The organism is Streptococcus mitis, from assembly GCF_047459985.1.
GTDB lineage: Bacteria > Bacillota > Bacilli > Lactobacillales > Streptococcaceae > Streptococcus > Streptococcus mitis_DZ.
Map to the genome: position 1 here is coordinate 88,164 of NZ_JASHHD010000002.1, position 18,776 is coordinate 106,939.

The following is an 18,776-nucleotide window of genomic DNA, read 5'->3' on the forward strand; positions in this document are numbered from 1 at the left end:
ATTTCCTCCTTTACCTTTCTAGAGTAATATATCTATCTTAAAGAAAACTTATAGCAAAAACACCTGGACTAGCCAGATGTCGAAAAGAGAGTGAAACATTTGATGATGTAAAGGTTGAGTTGCACCTGTCTAGAATAATAATAGTTTCCTCCATTTACATAGAGTTCTGCACCGTGAAAAATGGAAATGGGGTGAATATAACTATATGTCTTTCCAGTGGTATTGCCAAGCAAGGGAGCAACAGTCTCACGAGAGTACTGTTTGGCCAGAGCCAAGGTATTTTCCTTGCCATTTTGGGCGATAAAATCGATATAGGCAGGTCCAAAATTATAGGCTTGAACAGCCGTCCAGACATCTACCCCCTTCTTCTGGGCCAGGTAGAGATTGTCTGTCAGAGTTTGAACACCTTGCCGAATGCTAGAGGCATTATCATTGATGGTGTTGGTGGAACCACTTGCAGACTCACTAGACTGCATAACATCGCCTTCTTTTCCTTTTGTTTCGGTATAAATCATGGCGAGCACAAGCTCTTCGTTTGCTGGTGTGTCTTTTTCACTCAAGATTTCTCGCACCATGGGTTGATAGGTCATGACTTGCTTGACATCTTGGTGAACGAGGTAAGCTTTATAGCCAGCAAAAAGGAAGACTGCTAGTACAAGCACTCTTCGAATTCGTTTAAACATTATTTACTTTGGATATCCTCGATATTTTTGATTAAGATAGAGTAAGTTCCATTGTCGTTTTGGATAAACTCAACAGACTCGGCATCTTGATAGACGTTATTGGGAACGATGAGTTCAATTCCATTTGACAAGGAGAGTTTTTGGTTTTCAAATTTCTTTAATTGGCGACTGGCATCAATTTCATCAAATTGAACAGGTTCTGGTACAGCTTCTTTAACTTGGTCAATAAAGCTCAAACGAGCTGTTAGATTATTGTCAAAAAGGTCATTAGCCAGTTTCTCAGGTGACAATTCATTGCTTTCTTCTAGGTTATTGAAAATCGCTGATTTGACCTTGGATTGAAATTGAAAATCATCTGTATTAAAGGATTCAGCAATTCTCTGGGCTGTTTTTTCCAGTTCCTTGATAGATTTCTTAGGAGAAATCTTAGGAGCGACAGCAAGAAGATTATCTGAAAAATAGTTCAAAAAAGTCCCGTTGTACTTGATTCGTTTTTCAATCAGGTGATACTTACGACTTTGAAGATTGACCACCAAGGCCTCGTCAGCACCTGTCCCAAATCCAGGCAGGTTATTCTGAGTCAGCTTGATGGGATTATCAACTTCTCCACCTAAGTGGGTCAGGGTCTCCCGCAGGGCAATTCTCAAGAAAGCGAAATATTCTATACCTTCTTTAGAAAATTGTACAAAAATCAAGTCATTGGTCTTGAGATTTTCTGAAATGCTAAACTCTTCTTTCCAGAGATTAGCCAGTGTTACTGATGTCTCCAACAAATCGTCTGTGATGTGATTGAAGAAGGGATTTTCTTCTTCGAAAATCCCAGTCTTGGCTTCATCTGAATACACACGTTCAATTTTTTTACGCAGGTATTCTTCGATTTTTGGAGTGATATTGAGAAACTTATCCGCTAGGAACAGCTCAGTATCATTCGAACTGAACTGGTGGATAATGGCTTTCTTAATATAAATGTCCATAAAAGTTTTAGTCCTCGTATAATGGGAAGGCATCTGTTAATGCTTTGACTGCGCTTCTCACTTCTTCTAAGACAGCCTCATTTTCTGCATTTTTAAGAGTTTTAATGATGAGTTCAGCCACTTTACGGCTTTCTTCTTCACCAAATCCACGTGCAGTAATGGCTGCTGCTCCAATACGAATCCCACTTGTCTTGAATGGTGACAAGGTTTCGTAAGGGATTGAGTTTTTATTTAAAGTAACATTGACTTCATCCAGCAAGTTTTGAGCAACTTTTCCGTTTTCTACAACCTTAGTCACGTCCACTAGGAAGAGGTGGTTTTCAGTTCCGCCAGAAATGATACGGAAGTCAGGGTCTTGCAAGAAAACAGCTGCCATAGCCTTGCTGTTCTTGATAACATTTGCAGCATATTCCTTGAAGGCTGGATCTAATACTTCTTTGAAAGAAACAGCTTTAGCTGCCACAACATGCTCCAAAGGACCGCCCTGAATACCAGGGAAAATAGCTGAGTTGATTTTCTTAGCTAGGTCTTCGTCATTGGTCAAAATCAAACCACCACGAGGTCCACGAAGGGTTTTGTGAGTTGTTGTTGTTGTGATATGAGCGTATGGAACCGGACTCGGATGTAGACCAGCAGCAACCAAACCAGCGATATGGGCCATATCTACCATGAGCTTAGCCCCAACAGCATCTGCAATTTCACGGAATTTTGAGAAGTCGATAATTTGAGAGTAGGCTGAAGCACCTGCTACGATTAGTTTAGGTTTTACTTCTTGGGCTTGTTTCAAGATAGCATCAAAGTCCAAGAGTTCTGTTTCAGGATCTACACTATAAGAAACAAAGTTGTAGGTTTGACCAGAGAAGCTGACAGGAGCTCCGTGGGTCAAGTGACCACCTGCAGCCAAATCCATTCCCATAACCGTATCGCCAGATTCAATCAAGGCCATATAAGCCGCACAGTTGGCCTGGCTTCCTGAGTGTGGTTGGACATTGGCAAATTTAGCACCGAAAATTTCTTTTGCGCGTTCAATAGCAAGAGTCTCTACAACGTCTACCACATCCGTTCCACCATAATAACGGCGTCCCGGATAACCTTCAGCGTATTTATTCGTCAAGATAGACCCTTGAGCTACCATAACAGCCTTGGAAACTACGTTTTCCGAAGCAATCAACTCGATGTTGTTTTGTTGGCGTTCTTCTTCTTTGGCAATAGCATTCCAGAGATCAGCATCGTATGCTTTAAAATCATCTTTGTCAAAAATCATAGGTCTTCTCCTTTATAGTGTGACAGGTCATTTAGTTTAAGAAAATAAACTAAATGATGCGAATAAACCGCTTCTGCACTTTATCACAAGTATAACCAACTTTTTCATAAAATGCATGAGCTTCTAGACGATGATCGGCAGAATTTAAGCGGATAAACCCATAACCACGTCTTTTTGCTTCTTGTTCCAACCCTTGCAGTAAGCATTTACCGATACCTTGACCTTGCGCTTGAGGCGAAACTGCTAAGGCTAAAATATTAAATCCTGCTTTAGAATAAAGGGATTCATAAACCTCAGCGTGGACATATCCCAGCAAGACATGGCTGACTGCGTCCTCATATCCAAGAAGGAAATGATGGGAATCCTGAGATAGTCTAGCTAATTGACTAGCCGTTTCCTCTGGACTAAAAGTATAGCCCAAAGCCTCTTGGTTAATGTCACAAATAGCTTTCACATCTGTTTCTTGCAAATCTCTTAGCATCTCATTCCTCCTCAAAAGAAATCTCTGGCAACTGAGCAAGAATATCTTCTCGCTTAATGGTCCCTTGGCGTAAGATTTTCACCTTTTCTCCAGACAAGTCCAAAATAGTTGAATCCTGTCCAGTTAGAAAAGCATCGTCTTCCAGACCCAAAACCTCTTGGTCAAAATCTTTAAGAATTTCTTTAAAGCTAACTCCACTTGCCTGACCTGAGATATTGGCAGACGGTCCAATCAAGGGACCTGTCTCTCGAATCACATCAAGCGTAATAGGGTGACTGGGCATCCGAAATCCAACAGTTGCAAGTTCAGAATTAACCCAATAAGGAACTCTGTTATTAGCTTCGAGAATAATGGTCAAAGGTCCTGGTAAAAAGGTCTCTACAAGTTTTTGTAGATAAGTTGGCTGGTTCTTAGAAAAGTGTAAGATGTCCTTGAGAGAGGCGATATTGAGATTGAGCGCCTTGTCTCTTGGACGACGTTTGAGTTGGTAAACATGGTCCACTGCTTGTTCGTCTAGAGCTTTTGCAAAGAGACCGTAAACTGTCTCTGTAGGCAGAACAACAGCTCCACCCTTTTCCAACTCTTGTCTAATCCTGTCCATCATCAACGACAACCATCCTATCTTGACCAAACTGGTCCTTGAGTGTTCGAACTCTTTTATCAGGAAGATGTTTCCTAAAAAGTTCAGGGACACTTTGACCTTGCTTGTATCCAATTTCAAGGTAAATCTTACCACCATCTTTGAGATAGTCTTTTGCATCTTCCGCAATTCTACGGTAAATTGCCAGACCATCCTCATCTGCAAAGAGAGCTAGATGAGGTTCTGAATGCAAAACATTCAAACCTACCTCTGACTCATCTTTACGAGAGATATAGGGTGGATTGGATACAATTATATCATATTTTTCAGAAATTTCTGCAAAACAATCAGATTTTTTAAAAAATATATTAAGTTTTTGATTTTTAGCATTCTCGGATGCAAGGTCAAGAGCCTCTTGGGAAATATCTGCTGCTGTCACTAACCAATTTGGTCTGTTTTTTGCTATTGCAAGGGCTATGGCACCACTTCCAGTCCCGATATCTAGGATCTTTAGATTTTCCTCAGAATTTTCATCTAGGATAAGCCCAACCAACTCCTCTGTCTCTGGACGAGGAATCAAAACCCACTCATCAACTTTTAACTGCATTCCGAAGAAATCTGCATGACCAATAATGTACTGGGCTGGTTTATGAGCTGCTAACTGCTGGTAAATATCCTCTACAAATAGTTCTTCCTCTGTTGTCACTTCCTGCTGAAGGGCAAAAACAAAGTCTGTAAAAGAGAGGTTTTTCAGGCTACGATAGACAAAAGAGAGGCTTTCAGCTTCCTCTCCTTGTCTTATCAATTCTTCTTCAAAATCTGAAAATAATTGAGCTAATTTCATTATTTGTTTAATTCTTCTAATTTTTGTGTTTGGTCATAGAGCACCAAGGCATCTACAACTTCGTCCAATTTACCAGACAAAATCGTATCTAGTTTTTGTAGGGTTAAGCCGATACGGTGATCAGTCACACGGTTTTGTGGGAAGTTGTAAGTACGGATCCGTTCTGAACGATCCCCAGTACCGATTGTCGACTTACGCTCAGCGTCTTGTTCGTCTTGAGCAATCTGTGCAAAATGGTCCGCCACACGCGCACGGATGATCTTCATAGCCTTCTCACGGTTTTTCTGCTGGGTACGTTCTTCCTGCATCTCAACCTTAATATTGGTCGGCAAGTGAACGATACGAACGGCAGTCGCAACCTTATTGACGTTCTGTCCACCAGCACCAGAGGCGTGGTAGATATCGACACGAAGGTCTTTTGGATCAATATCGTATTCAACTTCTTCTACTTCAGGCATGACAAGAACCGTCGCAGTTGAAGTATGAACACGGCCTTGGCTTTCTGTCACAGGGACACGTTGTACACGATGGGCACCTGATTCGTACTTGAGTTTAGAGTATACAGATTGACCCGAAACCATAGCAACTACTTCCTTGAAACCGCCGACACCATTCATGGATGCTTCCATGACTTCAAAGCGCCAACCTTGGGCTTCCGCATACTTTTGATACATGGTTAACAGGTCTCCAGCGAAAAGTGCTGCTTCGTCTCCACCAGCTGCTCCACGGATTTCAAGGATGATGTTCTTGTCATCGTTTGGATCCTTTGGAAGGAGCAAGATTTTCAGTTTTTCTTCGTATTCTTCTTTTTCAGCCTTAGCATCTTTGAGCTCTTGCTTGGCCATTTCTTCCAAGTCAGCATCTCCACCTGATTCCTTAATCATCTCTTCGGCATCGATAATGTTCTGAAGGACTTGCTTATATTCTCGGTAAGCCGTAACCGTATCACGACTTGAAGCCTCCTCTTTTGAAAGCTCCATAAAACGTTTGGTATCTGATACAACATCAGGGTCACTAAGCAATTCTCCTAACTCTTCGTAACGGTCTTCTACAGCTTGTAGTTGATCATAGATGTTCATTTTTCTTCATTCTCCTTATTGATTTCAGGCGCAAAATAATGTTTACGGCAAACCGAGATATAGGTTTCATTACCACCAATCTGGATCTGTTCTCCATCATAAACGGGCAGTCCATCCTGTGTTCGTAAAACCATGGTCGCCTTTTTCTTACAATACTGACAAATGGTCTTGATTTCGTCAATCTTATCTGCTAAAAGCAAGAGATATTTAGAACCTTCGAATAGTTCATTGCGAAAGTCATTTTTCAAACCAAAAGCCATGACGGGTATATCTAGCTCATCAACGACACGAGCTAAATCATAAACATGATGACGCTTGAGAAACTGGGCTTCATCGACCAACACACAGTAAGGTCTTTCTGGTAAGTCTCGAATATAGCCAAAGATATCCGTCGTTTCCTCAATGGCAAGGGCAGGGCGTTTCATACCAATACGACTCGACACATAGCCAACACCGTCACGCGTATCCAGAGCTGAAGTCATGATGACAACTCCCTTTCCTTGCTCCTCATAGTTATAGGCCACCTTGAGAATCTCGATTGTCTTTCCAGAGTTCATGGTCCCATAACGATAATACAACTGTGCCATGTTTCTTGCTTCACGTCCATTTCTAAATTTTTGCTACATTCTAGTATATCATAATTTTCTTAAGCTTTAAACGGCAAAATGTGGTAAAATAGAAGAAATCAAAAACTAGTGGAGGAAGCTATTATGCCATTTGTACGCATCGATTTATTTGAAGGACGCACGCTCGAACAAAAGAAGGCTCTTGCTAAGGAAGTAACAGAAGCTGTTGTTCGCAACACAGGAGCACCTCAGTCTGCTGTCCATGTCATCATCAACGACATGCCAGAAGGAACTTACTTCCCACAGGGAGAAATGCGCACCAAATAAGCTAGCTTAAGCAGAATTGCTTAGGCTTTTTCAATCTCCAAGTAGCATTCATTGAAGAAATAGCCTAAATTTGTTACAATTTGAAAAGAGACTTGGAAAATTTTCCAAGAAAAGAGCTATTAATTAAAGGAAAAACTATGATTACACGTGAATTTGATACCATCGCTGCTATCTCTACTCCACTAGGTGAAGGGGCTATTGGTATTGTCCGCTTGAGCGGAACAGACAGTTTTGCTATTGCGCAAAAAATATTTAAAGGAAAAGACTTGAGCAAGGTTGCCAGCCACACTCTCAACTACGGTCACATTGTTGATCCTCTGACTGGAAAAGTCATGGACGAGGTCATGGTTGGAGCCATGAAGTCTCCAAAAACCTTCACTCGTGAGGATATTATCGAGATTAACACCCACGGTGGGATTGCCGTGACCAATGAGATTCTCCAACTAGCTATCCGTGAAGGAGCTCGATTGGCTGAACCTGGTGAATTTACCAAACGTGCCTTCCTAAATGGTCGTGTAGACTTGACACAGGCTGAGGCTGTGATGGATATCATCCGCGCCAAGACAGACAAAGCCATGAACATTGCAGTCAAACAACTAGATGGTTCCCTTTCTGATCTCATTAATAATACCCGTCAAGAAATCCTCAATACACTTGCCCAAGTTGAGGTCAATATCGACTATCCTGAGTATGACGATGTTGAGGAAGCCACTACTGCTGTTGTCCGTGAAAAGACTATGGAATTTGAGCAATTACTAACCAATCTCCTTAGAACAGCCCGTCGCGGTAAAATCCTTCGTGAAGGAATTTCAACGGCTATCATTGGTCGTCCAAACGTTGGAAAATCAAGCCTTCTCAACAATCTCTTGCGCGAGGACAAGGCTATCGTAACAGATATCGCTGGGACAACCCGAGATGTCATCGAAGAATACGTCAACATCAACGGTGTTCCCCTAAAATTGATTGATACAGCCGGTATTCGTGAAACAGATGATATAGTTGAACAAATCGGTGTTGAGCGTTCGAAAAAAGCCCTTAAGGAAGCTGACTTGGTTCTTCTAGTCCTAAATGCCAGTGAACAACTAACTGCCCAAGATCGTCAACTCCTAGAAATTAGTCAAGATAGCAACCGCATTATTCTACTTAATAAAACAGACCTGCCTGAAGCGATTGAGACTTCGGAACTTCCAGAAGATGTCATCCGTATTTCAGTCCTTAAAAATCAAAACATCGATAAGATTGAAGAGAGAATCAACAACCTCTTCTTTGAAAATGCTGGTTTGGTTGAGCAAGATGCTACTTATCTATCTAACGCCCGTCACATTTCCTTGATTGAAAAAGCAGTCGAAAGCTTACAAGCTGTTAATGAAGGGCTGGAACTGGGGATGCCAGTTGACTTGCTTCAAGTTGATTTGACTCGTACTTGGGAAATCCTCGGTGAAATCACTGGGGATGCTGCTCCTGATGAACTCATCACCCAGCTCTTTAGTCAATTCTGTTTAGGAAAATAATCAAAATCCATGATCGTTCTTTCGGTCATGGATTTTATTGTCTTTCTTAGTAATCTGGTCTTAAAACACCTGTTACAGTTGCCTTGGTCGCTTCGTAGTCGCCATCTACAACAACCTTGATAATGCGTTTGGCATCTTCTTCTGGTGCTGGAACAAGAGGTAGACGAGTTGGTCCAGCTTCAAATCCCATGTAGTTCAATACTGCCTTAACTGGTGCAGGGCTTGGATAAGAGAAGAGAGCATTTACCTTAGGAATGAATTTACGCTGAATAGCTGCGGCTTTTTTCATATCGCTTTCTGCAATGGCAGTAAACATATCGTACATTTCATCTCCATTTGTATGAGAGGCAACAGAAATAACCCCGTCCGCACCAAGGTTCATGGCATGAAAGGCATCTCCATCCTCACCTGTATATACCAAGAATTCTTCAGGCTTGTGTTCAATCAAATAAGCCATATTAGCTAAGCTGGTACATTCTTTGACACCGATAATATTCGGATGGTCAGCCAAGCGAAGCATAGTTTCTGGAGTCAACTCGACAACTACACGCCCTGGAATGTTATAGATAATAATTGGTAGGTTAGAAGCATCTGCAATGGCCTTAAAGTGCTGATACATTCCTTCTTGAGAAGGTTTGTTGTAGTAAGGAACAATAGCAAGCCCAGCTGCAAAACCACCAAATTCTGCTACTTCTTTGACAAACTCGATCGAGTCACGCGTATCATTGGTACCCACACCCGCAATTAAAGGAACACGTCCATTAACAACCTTTTGAACCGCCGCAAAGAGTTCCAACTCTTCATCGTGAGTTAAAGTTGGACTCTCAGCTGTCGTCCCTGCAAGGAGAATTCCGTCTGTATGATGCGCCAACAAATGCTCAATCAAGGCTGGAATAGCATCAAAGTTGATGGAACCATCCTCGTGGAAGGGAGTAATAAAGGCTGTGATGATTTTACACTCTTTTAAATCTTGATAAGACATGAGAAACACCTCTCTATTTCAAAGAAGGAGTTCATCTGAACTCCTAAACAATATGACTATTTTAATTCAAATTTCAATTCAGCTGTTGGACGAACCAAGCCACGTTCGTGCAAAGTTTCAGCAATCTGAACTGAGTTCCAAGCAGCACCTTTGAGCAGGTTATCTGAAACAACCCACATGTGGATTCCTTTTTCTGCATCCAAGTCTTTGCGGATACGACCAACAAAGGTATCACGAGAACCCACTGCATTAATGGCTTGAGGATAAATTTGATGAGCCACATCATCTTCAAGAACAGCACCTGGGAAGGCTGCGATAGCTGCTTTTACTTCTTCAATTGGAGCCACTTCTTTTGTTTCGATGTAAACAGACTCAGAGTGAGCTGACAAGACTGGAATACGCACACATGTTGCAGATACTGCAATGCTATCATCTTCCATGATTTTCTTAGTTTCCTTAGTCATCTTCATCTCTTCGTAAGTGTAATCATTATCAGTGAAGACATCGATTTGTGGAAGAGCATTAAAGGCGATAGGATAGTGTTTCTTATCACCACCTGAAGGCAAGATTTCCGCATGCAAATCACGTGGATTCACACCATCATTCAAAACTTCACGAAGTTCACGTTGTGTTTCAAGAATCGCTCCCATACCAGCACCTGAAACTGCTTGGTAAGTTGAAACAATGATACGGTTCAAGCCCCATTTTTGACGAATAGGCTCAAGAGCCACCATCATTTGAATTGTTGAACAGTTAGGGCAGGCAATAATTCCGTTGTGAGCATCAAGTGCATGAGCATTAACTTCTGGAACAACCAAAGGAACATCTGGGTTTTGACGGAAGTAAGATGTATTATCTACTACTACCGCTCCAGCTTTCACTGCGTAGGGTGCATACTTAGCTGATGTAGAACCACCTGCTGAAAAGAGAGCAATATCAACACCCTCAAAAGCTGTTTCAGTTGTTTCTTCAATCGTAATATCTTGATCTTTAAATTTCAAAGTCTTGCCTGCTGAACGTGCAGAAGCAAGGTAACGGATTTTATCGATTGGAAGTGTTGATTCTTCCAACATTTTTATCATCTGAGCTCCGACAGCACCTGTCGCGCCGACTACAGCAACTGTATATCCCATAAATAACCTCTTTCGGAATTTTCTAAAAATTTCTATAATAGATGTATTATACTACTTTTTCCATGAATTGCAAAGCTTTTTCATCATTTTTTAAAAAATAAAAATCCCCAGTCGTTAGACTAGGGACTAAGAGGCATCTTCATGTGATGAGCAGGTTCACACAACTCATCAAGGTCCGCTCCTGCGTTATGACCTCCTTATGCTCAATAGTAGTCCGAAGACTACCTATCGACTCATCGCATCTTCTATTCTACTAAAGAGAATCACTTTTGTCAACAGATGAAACTCTTTAGTTTCATTTACACAGCTGACTAAGAAATATCTTTGAAAAATTTAGGGCAGAAATAACAAAAACCCTTGTAAATCAAGGGCTTTTCTGTCTATTTTATGCTAATTGCCGGGATTGAACCGGCGACCTCATCCTTACCATGGATGCGCTCTGCCAACTGAGCTAAATCAGCTTACTTAAAAAGTATACTATAGTTAGAAAAACTTGTCAAGTTTCCTAAGAAATTTTCCATAAGAAAAAGCCAGGTAAAAACTACCCAGCTTGTCTTCTTCTATTTGCTTAAATCAATTCGACGACCAATTTTACCGATAATAATCGCTCCAATAATTAATGAGGCAAATTCACCAATTCCTGTTGTGAACCAAGTAAGGAAAAATGGTAATTGCGCTACAATATGCAACTCAGCAGCAATGGTAAACATGGAAATTGAAAAGAGGATTGAAAAGAAGAAATGATCTTTTCGAATCAATCCGTTAAAGAGATAATCCTTGCTATATTTTGCAAAAAGCCAAACACCTAGACTGAGGAATACCAAGGTTGAGCCACCACCAACAAAGACATCTAGCAGTCCGAAGCTAAAGAAATTAGCAATCATACAACCAATGGTAACTCCGATGATGTACTTAGGATTGTAAAAAGCCATAAAGTTCATCATTTCTGAAATACGAAACTGATAAGCACCATAGCTGATGGCATTTAGGGGCGGTGTGACAGTCAAAACGACATAGATGGCAGCAACGATTGCAATATCAGCTACATCACGAATAGTTAATTTTTTCATCTTTTCTCCTTTGGCGGTTGCCCGCGTAAAATATGCTTGGTGAAAGAAGCTAAGCACCAAGGGTTGATTCAATCAACCTTACCAGTATAGCACAATAGGCTGCTTTATGCTATACTAAAAGCATGAAAAAAATAATCACTTATGTTTTTAAGAACGAACTTTTAGCCTATCTCTTTTTTGGTATAGCAACTACTCTTGTCTCCATTCTATCCAGATTAGTCATTTATCAACTAACTCATCAGGAACTCCTGGCTACTGCCTTGGCAAATATAATTGCTATCCTATTTGCCTTTATCACAAATGATAGGCTTGTATTTAAGCAAGCTAGGCAGAATTGGACAAGACGTTTAGTGAAATTTTTTCTTGCTCGCCTTTCTACTTTTCTGTTAGATTTGCTCCTTACTTTTCTGTTTGTGACTCAATTCCCTCATATCATAGGGCAATTTGTAAATGAAAATCTTGATAAGATAAATACAATTGAAACGATAATTGCACAATTCTTAATAGTCATTCTTAATTACATTTTAAGCAAGGTCTATATTTTTAATAAATAGAATCTCTGAGCATATATCTTGCAAGTATTTCTTAATTAATATATAATAAAGAGTAAAAATTTTGGAAAGGAATTATGAAAATGTTAAAAGATCTTAAAGAATTTTTGCTCCGCGGTAACGTTGTAGACCTTGCTGTCGGTGTGATCATCGCTTCTGCTTTTGGTGCTATCGTTACTTCATTTGTTAATGATATCATCACTCCACTCCTATTGAACCCAGCCTTGGAAGCTGCGAAAGTACAAAACATCGCTGAGCTTGCATGGAATGGTGTTACATATGGTAAATTCTTGAGTGCTGTTATCAACTTCCTTGTAGTTGGTACTGTTCTATTCTTTGTGATTAAAGCAATGGAAAAAGCTCAAAGCCTTACTAAAAAAGAAGAGGTTGTTGAAGAAGCACCTGCTGGTCCAACTGAGTTGGAAGTTCTTCAAGAAATCAAAGCTCTTCTTGAGAAAAAATAATCGATTAAAAGGATCTAGCACAAAGCTAAATCCTTTTTTCTTTACTCTTTTGGCAACTTACCTGCTTTTTCAAGCATTCTCTTGATAAGATAAGGCATTTTAACATTTTCCCGACCTTTTTTCTCGATCAATTTTTTCACAAATTCTGGCATTTGTAAATCTTGAGATTCGGCCAAAATGTTTTTAGTATCGTCTGAAGGGACTAACTCATCAAAGGTTTCTTCTTCTGGGAGAAATTCCTTAAATTCTTGATGTTCGTTAGCTCTGACTGTACTAATCAAAGCATCAATCAAACGAGAATCCGTATTTGGCATTGGTGGACGATGATAGTTCACACCCAATTCTTGACACAAGTCATAACATTCCACATCATTATCAAAAAGAACTTCGATATGTTCACTGATAAAGCTAATCGGGACAAAGATATAATGCTCTGGATGTTGCTTTTGTTCTCGTAAATATTCTAAGACATCTGGCTTGATCCATGGAATACCAATATCACTTTCACTTTGCCAAGTGTTGGTATATTGCTCAGAACTCAAACCTATTTTTTCAGCAACTAGCTTACTATTTTCAAAAATTTGGTCAATATAAGGGTCACCAAAATCCAAGGCAAAAATGGGCACACTATGGGCTGAAAAGATGACTTTAAAGCTATTTTGCTTCACTTCTTCTTTTAAAATCTTAGCAATTTCATCTGCCCAATAGTTTAAGAGCGCTTCTTCTTGATACCAGTCCTTGATAACTAAAAATTGAATTTGCTTGCTTTCTAAAAATTTCTCATAGCCCATAACAGAGTAAAAAGAATAATGGGGCTCTAAAATCAAGCAAATACACTGCTCGATTCCATCTGCTTCCATCTGACCAATCACATCTGGGATAAAGGGTCTGGAAAATTTATTGGCAAAGTAAACACTGTATTCATTCCCCAGCCTAGCTTCTACCAAGGCAACCTCTTCACGGGTAATTTTTTGCAGAGGCGTGCCTCCAATTCGTACATAATTATCATAGAGAGTTTGAATTTCGTGGTCTTGAGGTCTCACTCCACGACGAATATTTGTGAAAAAATCAGCCACACCTTCAAAGGTAATCTCTTCTGGCGAACCGAAAGTCATCATTAAAATTGCTTTTTTCATAATCGCTTCCTTGTGATGTTTTTATCAAGTTTATTTTATCATTAATTCATTGATAAGTAAACGCTAACATTGTAAATTCCCCTAACTTCTGTCTTTTGTTTTTCTCTTCTTTCTATGATACAATGGAAAAAATGAATTCAAAAGGAGTTTTTTATGACTTATCCAAATCTCTTGGACCGTTTCTTAACCTACGTTAAGGTCAACACGCGCTCTGATGAACACTCTACTACTACTCCAAGTACACAGTGTCAGGTTGACTTCGCTACCAATGTTCTTATCCCTGAAATGAAACGTGTTGGACTGCAAAATGTCTACTACCTTCCAAATGGTTTTGCGATTGGGACCTTACCAGCCAATGATCCAGCTCTAACACGTAAGATTGGCTTTATATCTCACATGGATACTGCTGATTTTAATGCCGAAGGAGTTAACCCTCAGGTGATTGAAAACTACGATGGTGGTGTGATTGAACTAGGGAATTCTGGTTTCAAACTCGATCCAGCTGACTTCAAGAGTCTTGAGAAATATCCAGGACAAACGCTTATCACAACAGATGGAACAACCTTGCTAGGTGCTGATGATAAATCCGGTATCGCAGAAATCATGACAGCTATCGAATACTTGAACGCTCATCCTGAAATTAAACACTGTGAAATTCGTGTCGGTTTTGGTCCAGATGAAGAAATTGGTGTCGGTGCCAACAAATTTGATGCAGAAGACTTCAATGTCGACTTTGCTTATACAGTCGACGGCGGGCCTCTTGGTGAACTTCAGTATGAAACCTTCTCTGCTGCGGGTGCAGAACTCCATTTCCAAGGTCGTAATGTTCACCCAGGAACAGCCAAAGGACAAATGGTCAATGCTCTTCAGCTAGCCATTGATTTCCACAACCAACTTCCAGCTGGTGACCGACCTGAATTAACTGAAGGTTACCAAGGCTTCTACCATCTCATGGATGTGTCAGGTACGGTCGAGGAAGCGCGTGCTAGCTATATCATTCGTGATTTTGAAAAAGAAAACTTTGAAGCTCGTAAAGCTGCCATGCAAGCTATTGCTGATAAGATGAACCAAGAACTTGGTAGCAATCGTGTTACTCTAACTTTGACAGACCAGTACTACAACATGAAGGAAGTCATCGAGAAGGATATGACACCAGTTACCATTGCCAAAGCAGTTATGGAAGAACTTGAAATAACTCCAGTCATCGAACCAATTCGTGGTGGAACTGACGGGTCAAAGATTTCCTTTATGGGGATTCCAACGCCAAATATCTTCGCTGGTGGTGAGAATATGCATGGCCGTTTTGAATACGTTAGCCTTCAGACCATGGAGCGCGCTGTTGACACCATCATTGGTATCTTAGCTTATAAAGACTAAAAAAGACGAGGTAGCTCAGCTACTTCGCCTTTCTGTTTATTCTGCTGGTTTTTCTTGATTTCCAGTACTTGTTGTAGATTCTGTTGTTTCCTTTTCTGAAGTTGATTCAGCAGGTTTAGAATCTCTTGTGTTGCTTGGTTTGTTTTCATCGCTGGCAGTTTCACTGTTAGATTCAGATGCCACTGGTGCTTCGGCTGCTGTAGCTGCAATTGGTTGATTCTCTGCACTTGTGCTATCAGCATTCGATTCAGCTTTTGTTGTTGGAGTCGCTTCTTCACTTGCTCTTGATTTTGACTTGATTTCTTGAGTCAAGGCTACTATTGTTTTGGCTAATTCAAGTAAAGCTTCTTTATCATTATTTTTCACATCATCATCAAGCTGATCGAATAGTTTATCAACTTTGTCAAATTCTTCATTTGAACCATTGTTATCTTCTAAGTACTTATGTAGTGAGTTGATATATCCATAGAGTTGTTTATGTAGATTAATTATTTGTGGATCTTGTTGCGCAGTCTCTTTCTCTTTTTGCAGAGTAGCTACAATACGTTTCAAGAGATCGTTAACTTGGACATTGATTTCATCCAAGTCTGCATCAGCCTTGTTAGCTGCAACTTTTAGATTTTCTACTTCTTCTGCTAAGGATTGTCTGATTCCTACTTCTTTAACTTGAGCTAAGAATTGCTCTGCTTTAGTTAAGATAGTTTCGACTTGATCTTTACTAATATGATTGACATGTTCCTCCTTCTTAAGATCAGGATAGAGTTCTTTCAGAAATTCATAAATTGCTTGCTTAGCAGATTGACTATCAACTTTTTCTTTATCTAAAGCTGTTTCATTTACTTTTGCAGAAGTTGGCTGATTTTTCAAAGCCTCTTCTACTTCTTGTTTTGTTTGATAAATGCTTGGGAAAAGCTTATTCAAATCCACAGCCTTACGGAAAGATTGTGATTGATATAAAGTCAAAGTCAAATTAGCAACTTTATTACGAAGCTCATCACTCAAACGACTATCATTTACATGCTCATAGAAGTACTTGATATATTCCACTGTTGTATCACCAGTACGATCATTAAAGTCTTGAAGAGCTTGAAGTTGTGATTCAACCGCTGCTAAACCAGCCTCATCTTTAGCCAGCTTAGCTTCTTGGAGTCGAACTAGAAGGTCTTTCTTAGGAAGTCCATAAGAGTCTGTATCCAGTGTATTGATTTTATCAATCAAGGCCTGGTATTTCTTATCTAAAGCACTTGTTTCAACTGGTTTGACACTTTCATCAATATGGATATATTGCTTATCAAAGAGATCAAGTGTCGCAAGATAACCTGCTGTAGAGTTCGTTGCCAGTTTCTTCATATTTTCAGTAAACTGACCTAAAGCTAACTCAATCTGTCTTTGTTCGATAGGCTTATCTTTGTAGATACTTCTGCTATCAGCTAGAAGTTGATCTACTTTTGCCAAGACTGCCTTCTCATCAAAAGCTCCAGGTTGATAGTTGGATTGCAATGCTGGAATCTTGTTTTTCAAAGCCACTTCATATCCCTTAGTTTGAACTTTGATGTAGTGATTATGGTCTCCATGAGGAATCACAAAACTACCATTTTCTACCTGCAAGCTATAAGGTGACACACCATCTCGCAAAGCAGTGGTATAAAGTTCATTTAGGAAATCAAGTTCTGGATTGCCAGTTTGGAGAGGAATCCGAACGTGTTCTTTACGAACAGCATATGGATGGATATGAGTTGGATCATAGGCTTGGTCTGGATTTCCAAAGACAAAGAATCCGTTTGAAATTCTAATAGCTTCAAGTGGAACTCCATAGGTTTTAGAAATGTATGCAATCTTCTCTTCATCGCTAGCATCTCTTGAGAAAGACTCAACGGTTTTAGCAAGAGGTTTTACAGGCTCTGCATCATGATGTGTTTGCAAATGGTCTTGCGCTGCCTTAATTTGGTCTGCTGTCAAGTCCTTCTTGAAGAAGTAATGATTGTGGTCACCGTGACTCATGACAAAACCTTGCTCATCCTCACTAATGACACGATTGGCATCAAAACCATGATCATTGTCTTCATCATGTTTGTGGCCATGTGTTTCTTCATCGTGATTATCATGGGCTGGACTTGGTACTGATGGCGTTTTACCTTTCAGATGATTTTGTGCAGCCTTAATTTGTTCTGGTGTCAAATCTTTCTTGAAGAAGTAATGATTGTGGTCACCATGACTCATGATAAATCCTGATTCATCTTCAGCAATAATACGATCTGCATCAAAACCGTGACCATCTTCTTCATGTTCCACGTGTGAAGTTCCTGGATTGATTGGAAGTGATGGCGAAGGTGTCGCTAAACCATTATTTGGAAGGGTCGGTTGACCAATTTGATTCGACTTAGGAATGTAATGGAAATGATCACCATGTCTTACAATATAAGCTGTAGACGTTTCTTCAACGATATCTTTTGGATTAAAGACATAGCCATCAGATGCTGAAGAGATTGCCTTATTTGTAGTCATTGTAGATGGATTACTTGGAAGACTGCCTAGACTAGGCCTTACTACATTAGATTTTTCAGTTGTAGATACCGTAGAACCAGTTCCACCGATAGGCACCATTCTGGCAATCTTTTCTTCTAAAGGAGAGAGCTTGCTGTAAGGAATAAAGTGATAATGGTCGCCATGTGGAATCGCAACACCATTTGGTGTACGACTGATAATCTTAGCAGGGTCAAAGACCAGACCATCTGATTCACTGTAACGTTGGTCACTAGGTGAATTATAGAGTTCTTTCAATAAACTTTGGAGATTTTCAGATTTACGTTCTGACTTGCTAGTTGATTCTTTCTCTGTAGCTTGATTAGTATTGTCACTAGCTGTTGAAGAATAGCTTAACTGGCTCGGTTGCGTATTTTTACCAGCCAGATGAGCTTTAGCTGCTGCTAATTCACTAGCAGATAAATCACTTTTTGGAATATAATGATAGTGTCCTCCGTGAGGAACAATATAAGCATCACCAGTATCTTCGATAATATCAGCTGGATTAAAGACATAACCATCATCTGTCGTATAGCGTCCCTGAGACCTTGCTACAGCAACATCTGAGCTGATCTTCTCCTTATCTTTGACATGTTCTTGTTTTTGACGGTTGATTTCATCTTTCGTTCGAACATTGTCAGCATGAGCTGCATCTTTCAGGTAGACATAATATTTCCCATCTACCTTGATGATATAACCACCCTTGACTTCATTGACAATATCTCCATCCTTAAGTTGATAGTTTGGATCCTTCATCAGAAGTTCTTCACTAAAGAGGGCATCATAAGGAACTTTCCCGTTATAGTAATGGTAGTGATCACCGTGTGACGTCACATAGCCCTGATCTGTAATTTTGATTACAATTTGCTCAGCCTGAATTCCTTCTTTCTGGCTAACCTGATCTGGTGTCAAGTTTTCACTTTTCTGACTGGACTGGCTGCCATCCACATAAGAGACACGATTATTGTCCTTACTTTCCTGCGAGCGATGCTGGTTCAGTGCATAGGCACAAAGACTCAAGGATACGATAAGAGCTGATCCAGCTGCTATATATTTTTTACTGAATTTCATAATTTCCTCATTTCAATAGATGATGAAGCTTTTTCTTAACTTCTTTTCTCGGTTAAACAGTTTTCCTAAACTGGTTATTTAACCAATTAATTAACCAGTAAATAGTTTACCTTTTTTAAGTTTATATGTCAAGATTTTTATATCATTTTAAAAAATAAAA

General features: G+C 39.9%; 18 protein-coding genes, 1 tRNA gene and 1 riboswitch. Of the genes, 5 read left to right on the top strand and 14 right to left on the bottom strand.

Annotation, left to right across the window (positions count from 1 at the left end; translation table 11 throughout):
- Nucleotides 1–68: 68 nt before the first annotated feature.
- The 8 genes from pmp23 to QM959_RS02020 are packed head-to-tail and all read right to left on the bottom strand — an operon-like array spanning nucleotide 69 to nucleotide 6,492.
- Nucleotides 69–683: a cell wall hydrolase Pmp23 gene (gene pmp23 / locus QM959_RS01985; RefSeq protein WP_414371081.1), complete on the bottom strand. Its 615-nt coding sequence runs from the start codon at nucleotides 681–683 to the stop codon at nucleotides 69–71.
- Nucleotides 683–1,657: a nucleoid-associated protein gene (locus QM959_RS01990; RefSeq protein ID WP_414371082.1), complete on the bottom strand. Its 975-nt coding sequence runs from the start codon at nucleotides 1,655–1,657 to the stop codon at nucleotides 683–685. Before QM959_RS01990 ends, pmp23 begins: the two co-directional genes overlap by 1 nt.
- Before the next feature lie 7 nt (nucleotides 1,658–1,664).
- Nucleotides 1,665–2,921 (bottom strand): serine hydroxymethyltransferase, encoded by a 1,257-nt coding sequence (gene glyA / locus QM959_RS01995; RefSeq protein ID WP_414371084.1) that lies wholly within the window; start codon nucleotides 2,919–2,921, stop codon nucleotides 1,665–1,667.
- A gap of 49 nt (nucleotides 2,922–2,970) precedes the next feature.
- Nucleotides 2,971–3,402 (bottom strand): GNAT family N-acetyltransferase, encoded by a 432-nt coding sequence (locus tag QM959_RS02000; protein WP_414371085.1) that lies wholly within the window; start codon nucleotides 3,400–3,402, stop codon nucleotides 2,971–2,973.
- 1 nt (nucleotide 3,403) lies between these two features.
- Nucleotides 3,404–4,006 (bottom strand): L-threonylcarbamoyladenylate synthase, encoded by a 603-nt coding sequence (locus QM959_RS02005; protein WP_414371086.1) that lies wholly within the window; start codon nucleotides 4,004–4,006, stop codon nucleotides 3,404–3,406.
- Nucleotides 3,990–4,826 carry a peptide chain release factor N(5)-glutamine methyltransferase gene (prmC, locus tag QM959_RS02010; RefSeq protein WP_414371088.1) on the bottom strand — a complete coding sequence of 279 codons (837 nt, stop codon included), beginning with the start codon at nucleotides 4,824–4,826 and terminating at the stop codon, nucleotides 3,990–3,992. Before prmC ends, QM959_RS02005 begins: the two co-directional genes overlap by 17 nt.
- The gene (gene prfA, locus QM959_RS02015) at nucleotides 4,826–5,905 is read right to left on the bottom strand and encodes a peptide chain release factor 1 (protein WP_290105487.1); all 1,080 of its coding nucleotides are present in this window, start codon (nucleotides 5,903–5,905) and stop codon (nucleotides 4,826–4,828) included. The genes prmC and prfA overlap by 1 nt, the downstream gene beginning before the upstream one ends.
- On the bottom strand, nucleotides 5,902–6,492 hold the full coding sequence (locus QM959_RS02020; RefSeq protein WP_050306048.1) for a thymidine kinase: 591 nt from the start codon (nucleotides 6,490–6,492) through the stop codon (nucleotides 5,902–5,904). The genes prfA and QM959_RS02020 overlap by 4 nt, the downstream gene beginning before the upstream one ends.
- 123 nt (nucleotides 6,493–6,615) lie before the next feature.
- On the opposite strand from QM959_RS02020, the gene QM959_RS02025 reads away from it, so the two are divergent.
- On the top strand, nucleotides 6,616–6,798 hold the full coding sequence (locus QM959_RS02025) for a 4-oxalocrotonate tautomerase (RefSeq protein ID WP_001117401.1): 183 nt from the start codon (nucleotides 6,616–6,618) through the stop codon (nucleotides 6,796–6,798).
- 137 nt (nucleotides 6,799–6,935) lie between these two features.
- A complete protein-coding gene (mnmE, locus tag QM959_RS02030) occupies nucleotides 6,936–8,309 on the top strand; it encodes a tRNA uridine-5-carboxymethylaminomethyl(34) synthesis GTPase MnmE (RefSeq protein WP_414371090.1) in 1,374 nt (457 codons plus the stop codon).
- 46 nt (nucleotides 8,310–8,355) lie between these two features.
- Here the strand turns inward: mnmE and dapA are convergent, their stop codons facing one another.
- From dapA to QM959_RS02050, 4 genes are all read right to left on the bottom strand, one after another.
- Complete coding sequence (gene dapA, locus QM959_RS02035; protein ID WP_414371092.1) at nucleotides 8,356–9,291, bottom strand: 4-hydroxy-tetrahydrodipicolinate synthase; 936 nt, start codon at nucleotides 9,289–9,291, stop codon at nucleotides 8,356–8,358.
- 56 nt (nucleotides 9,292–9,347) lie between these two features.
- Nucleotides 9,348–10,424 carry an aspartate-semialdehyde dehydrogenase gene (locus QM959_RS02040; protein ID WP_414371093.1) on the bottom strand — a complete coding sequence of 359 codons (1,077 nt, stop codon included), beginning with the start codon at nucleotides 10,422–10,424 and terminating at the stop codon, nucleotides 9,348–9,350.
- Nucleotides 10,425–10,812: 388 nt separating this feature from the next.
- A tRNA-Thr gene (locus QM959_RS02045) sits at nucleotides 10,813–10,885 on the bottom strand.
- A 99-nt stretch (nucleotides 10,886–10,984) separates the two neighbouring features.
- Nucleotides 10,985–11,494 carry a QueT transporter family protein gene (locus tag QM959_RS02050; RefSeq protein WP_414371095.1) on the bottom strand — a complete coding sequence of 170 codons (510 nt, stop codon included), beginning with the start codon at nucleotides 11,492–11,494 and terminating at the stop codon, nucleotides 10,985–10,987.
- Nucleotides 11,492–11,588, bottom strand: a riboswitch (PreQ1 riboswitch). Its footprint overlaps the gene before it by 3 nt.
- Before the next feature lie 28 nt (nucleotides 11,589–11,616).
- Here QM959_RS02050 and QM959_RS02055 point away from each other — a divergent pair.
- Both QM959_RS02055 and mscL read left to right on the top strand, forming a co-directional pair.
- Complete coding sequence (locus QM959_RS02055) at nucleotides 11,617–12,048, top strand: GtrA family protein (RefSeq protein ID WP_414371097.1); 432 nt, start codon at nucleotides 11,617–11,619, stop codon at nucleotides 12,046–12,048.
- Between the two features lie 80 nt (nucleotides 12,049–12,128).
- Complete coding sequence (mscL, locus tag QM959_RS02060; RefSeq protein ID WP_049526579.1) at nucleotides 12,129–12,509, top strand: large conductance mechanosensitive channel protein MscL; 381 nt, start codon at nucleotides 12,129–12,131, stop codon at nucleotides 12,507–12,509.
- Nucleotides 12,510–12,550: 41 nt separating this feature from the next.
- Here the strand turns inward: mscL and hemH are convergent, their stop codons facing one another.
- On the bottom strand, nucleotides 12,551–13,645 hold the full coding sequence (hemH, locus tag QM959_RS02065; protein WP_414371098.1) for a ferrochelatase: 1,095 nt from the start codon (nucleotides 13,643–13,645) through the stop codon (nucleotides 12,551–12,553).
- Between the two features lie 153 nt (nucleotides 13,646–13,798).
- On the opposite strand from hemH, the gene pepT reads away from it, so the two are divergent.
- Nucleotides 13,799–15,022 (top strand): peptidase T, encoded by a 1,224-nt coding sequence (gene pepT, locus QM959_RS02070; RefSeq protein WP_414371099.1) that lies wholly within the window; start codon nucleotides 13,799–13,801, stop codon nucleotides 15,020–15,022.
- A gap of 36 nt (nucleotides 15,023–15,058) precedes the next feature.
- Here pepT and QM959_RS02075 read toward each other — a convergent pair whose 3' ends face one another.
- Nucleotides 15,059–18,616, bottom strand: a complete 3,558-nt coding sequence (locus QM959_RS02075) for a pneumococcal-type histidine triad protein (protein WP_414371101.1) — start codon at nucleotides 18,614–18,616, stop codon at nucleotides 15,059–15,061.
- Nucleotides 18,617–18,776 lie beyond the last annotated feature (160 nt).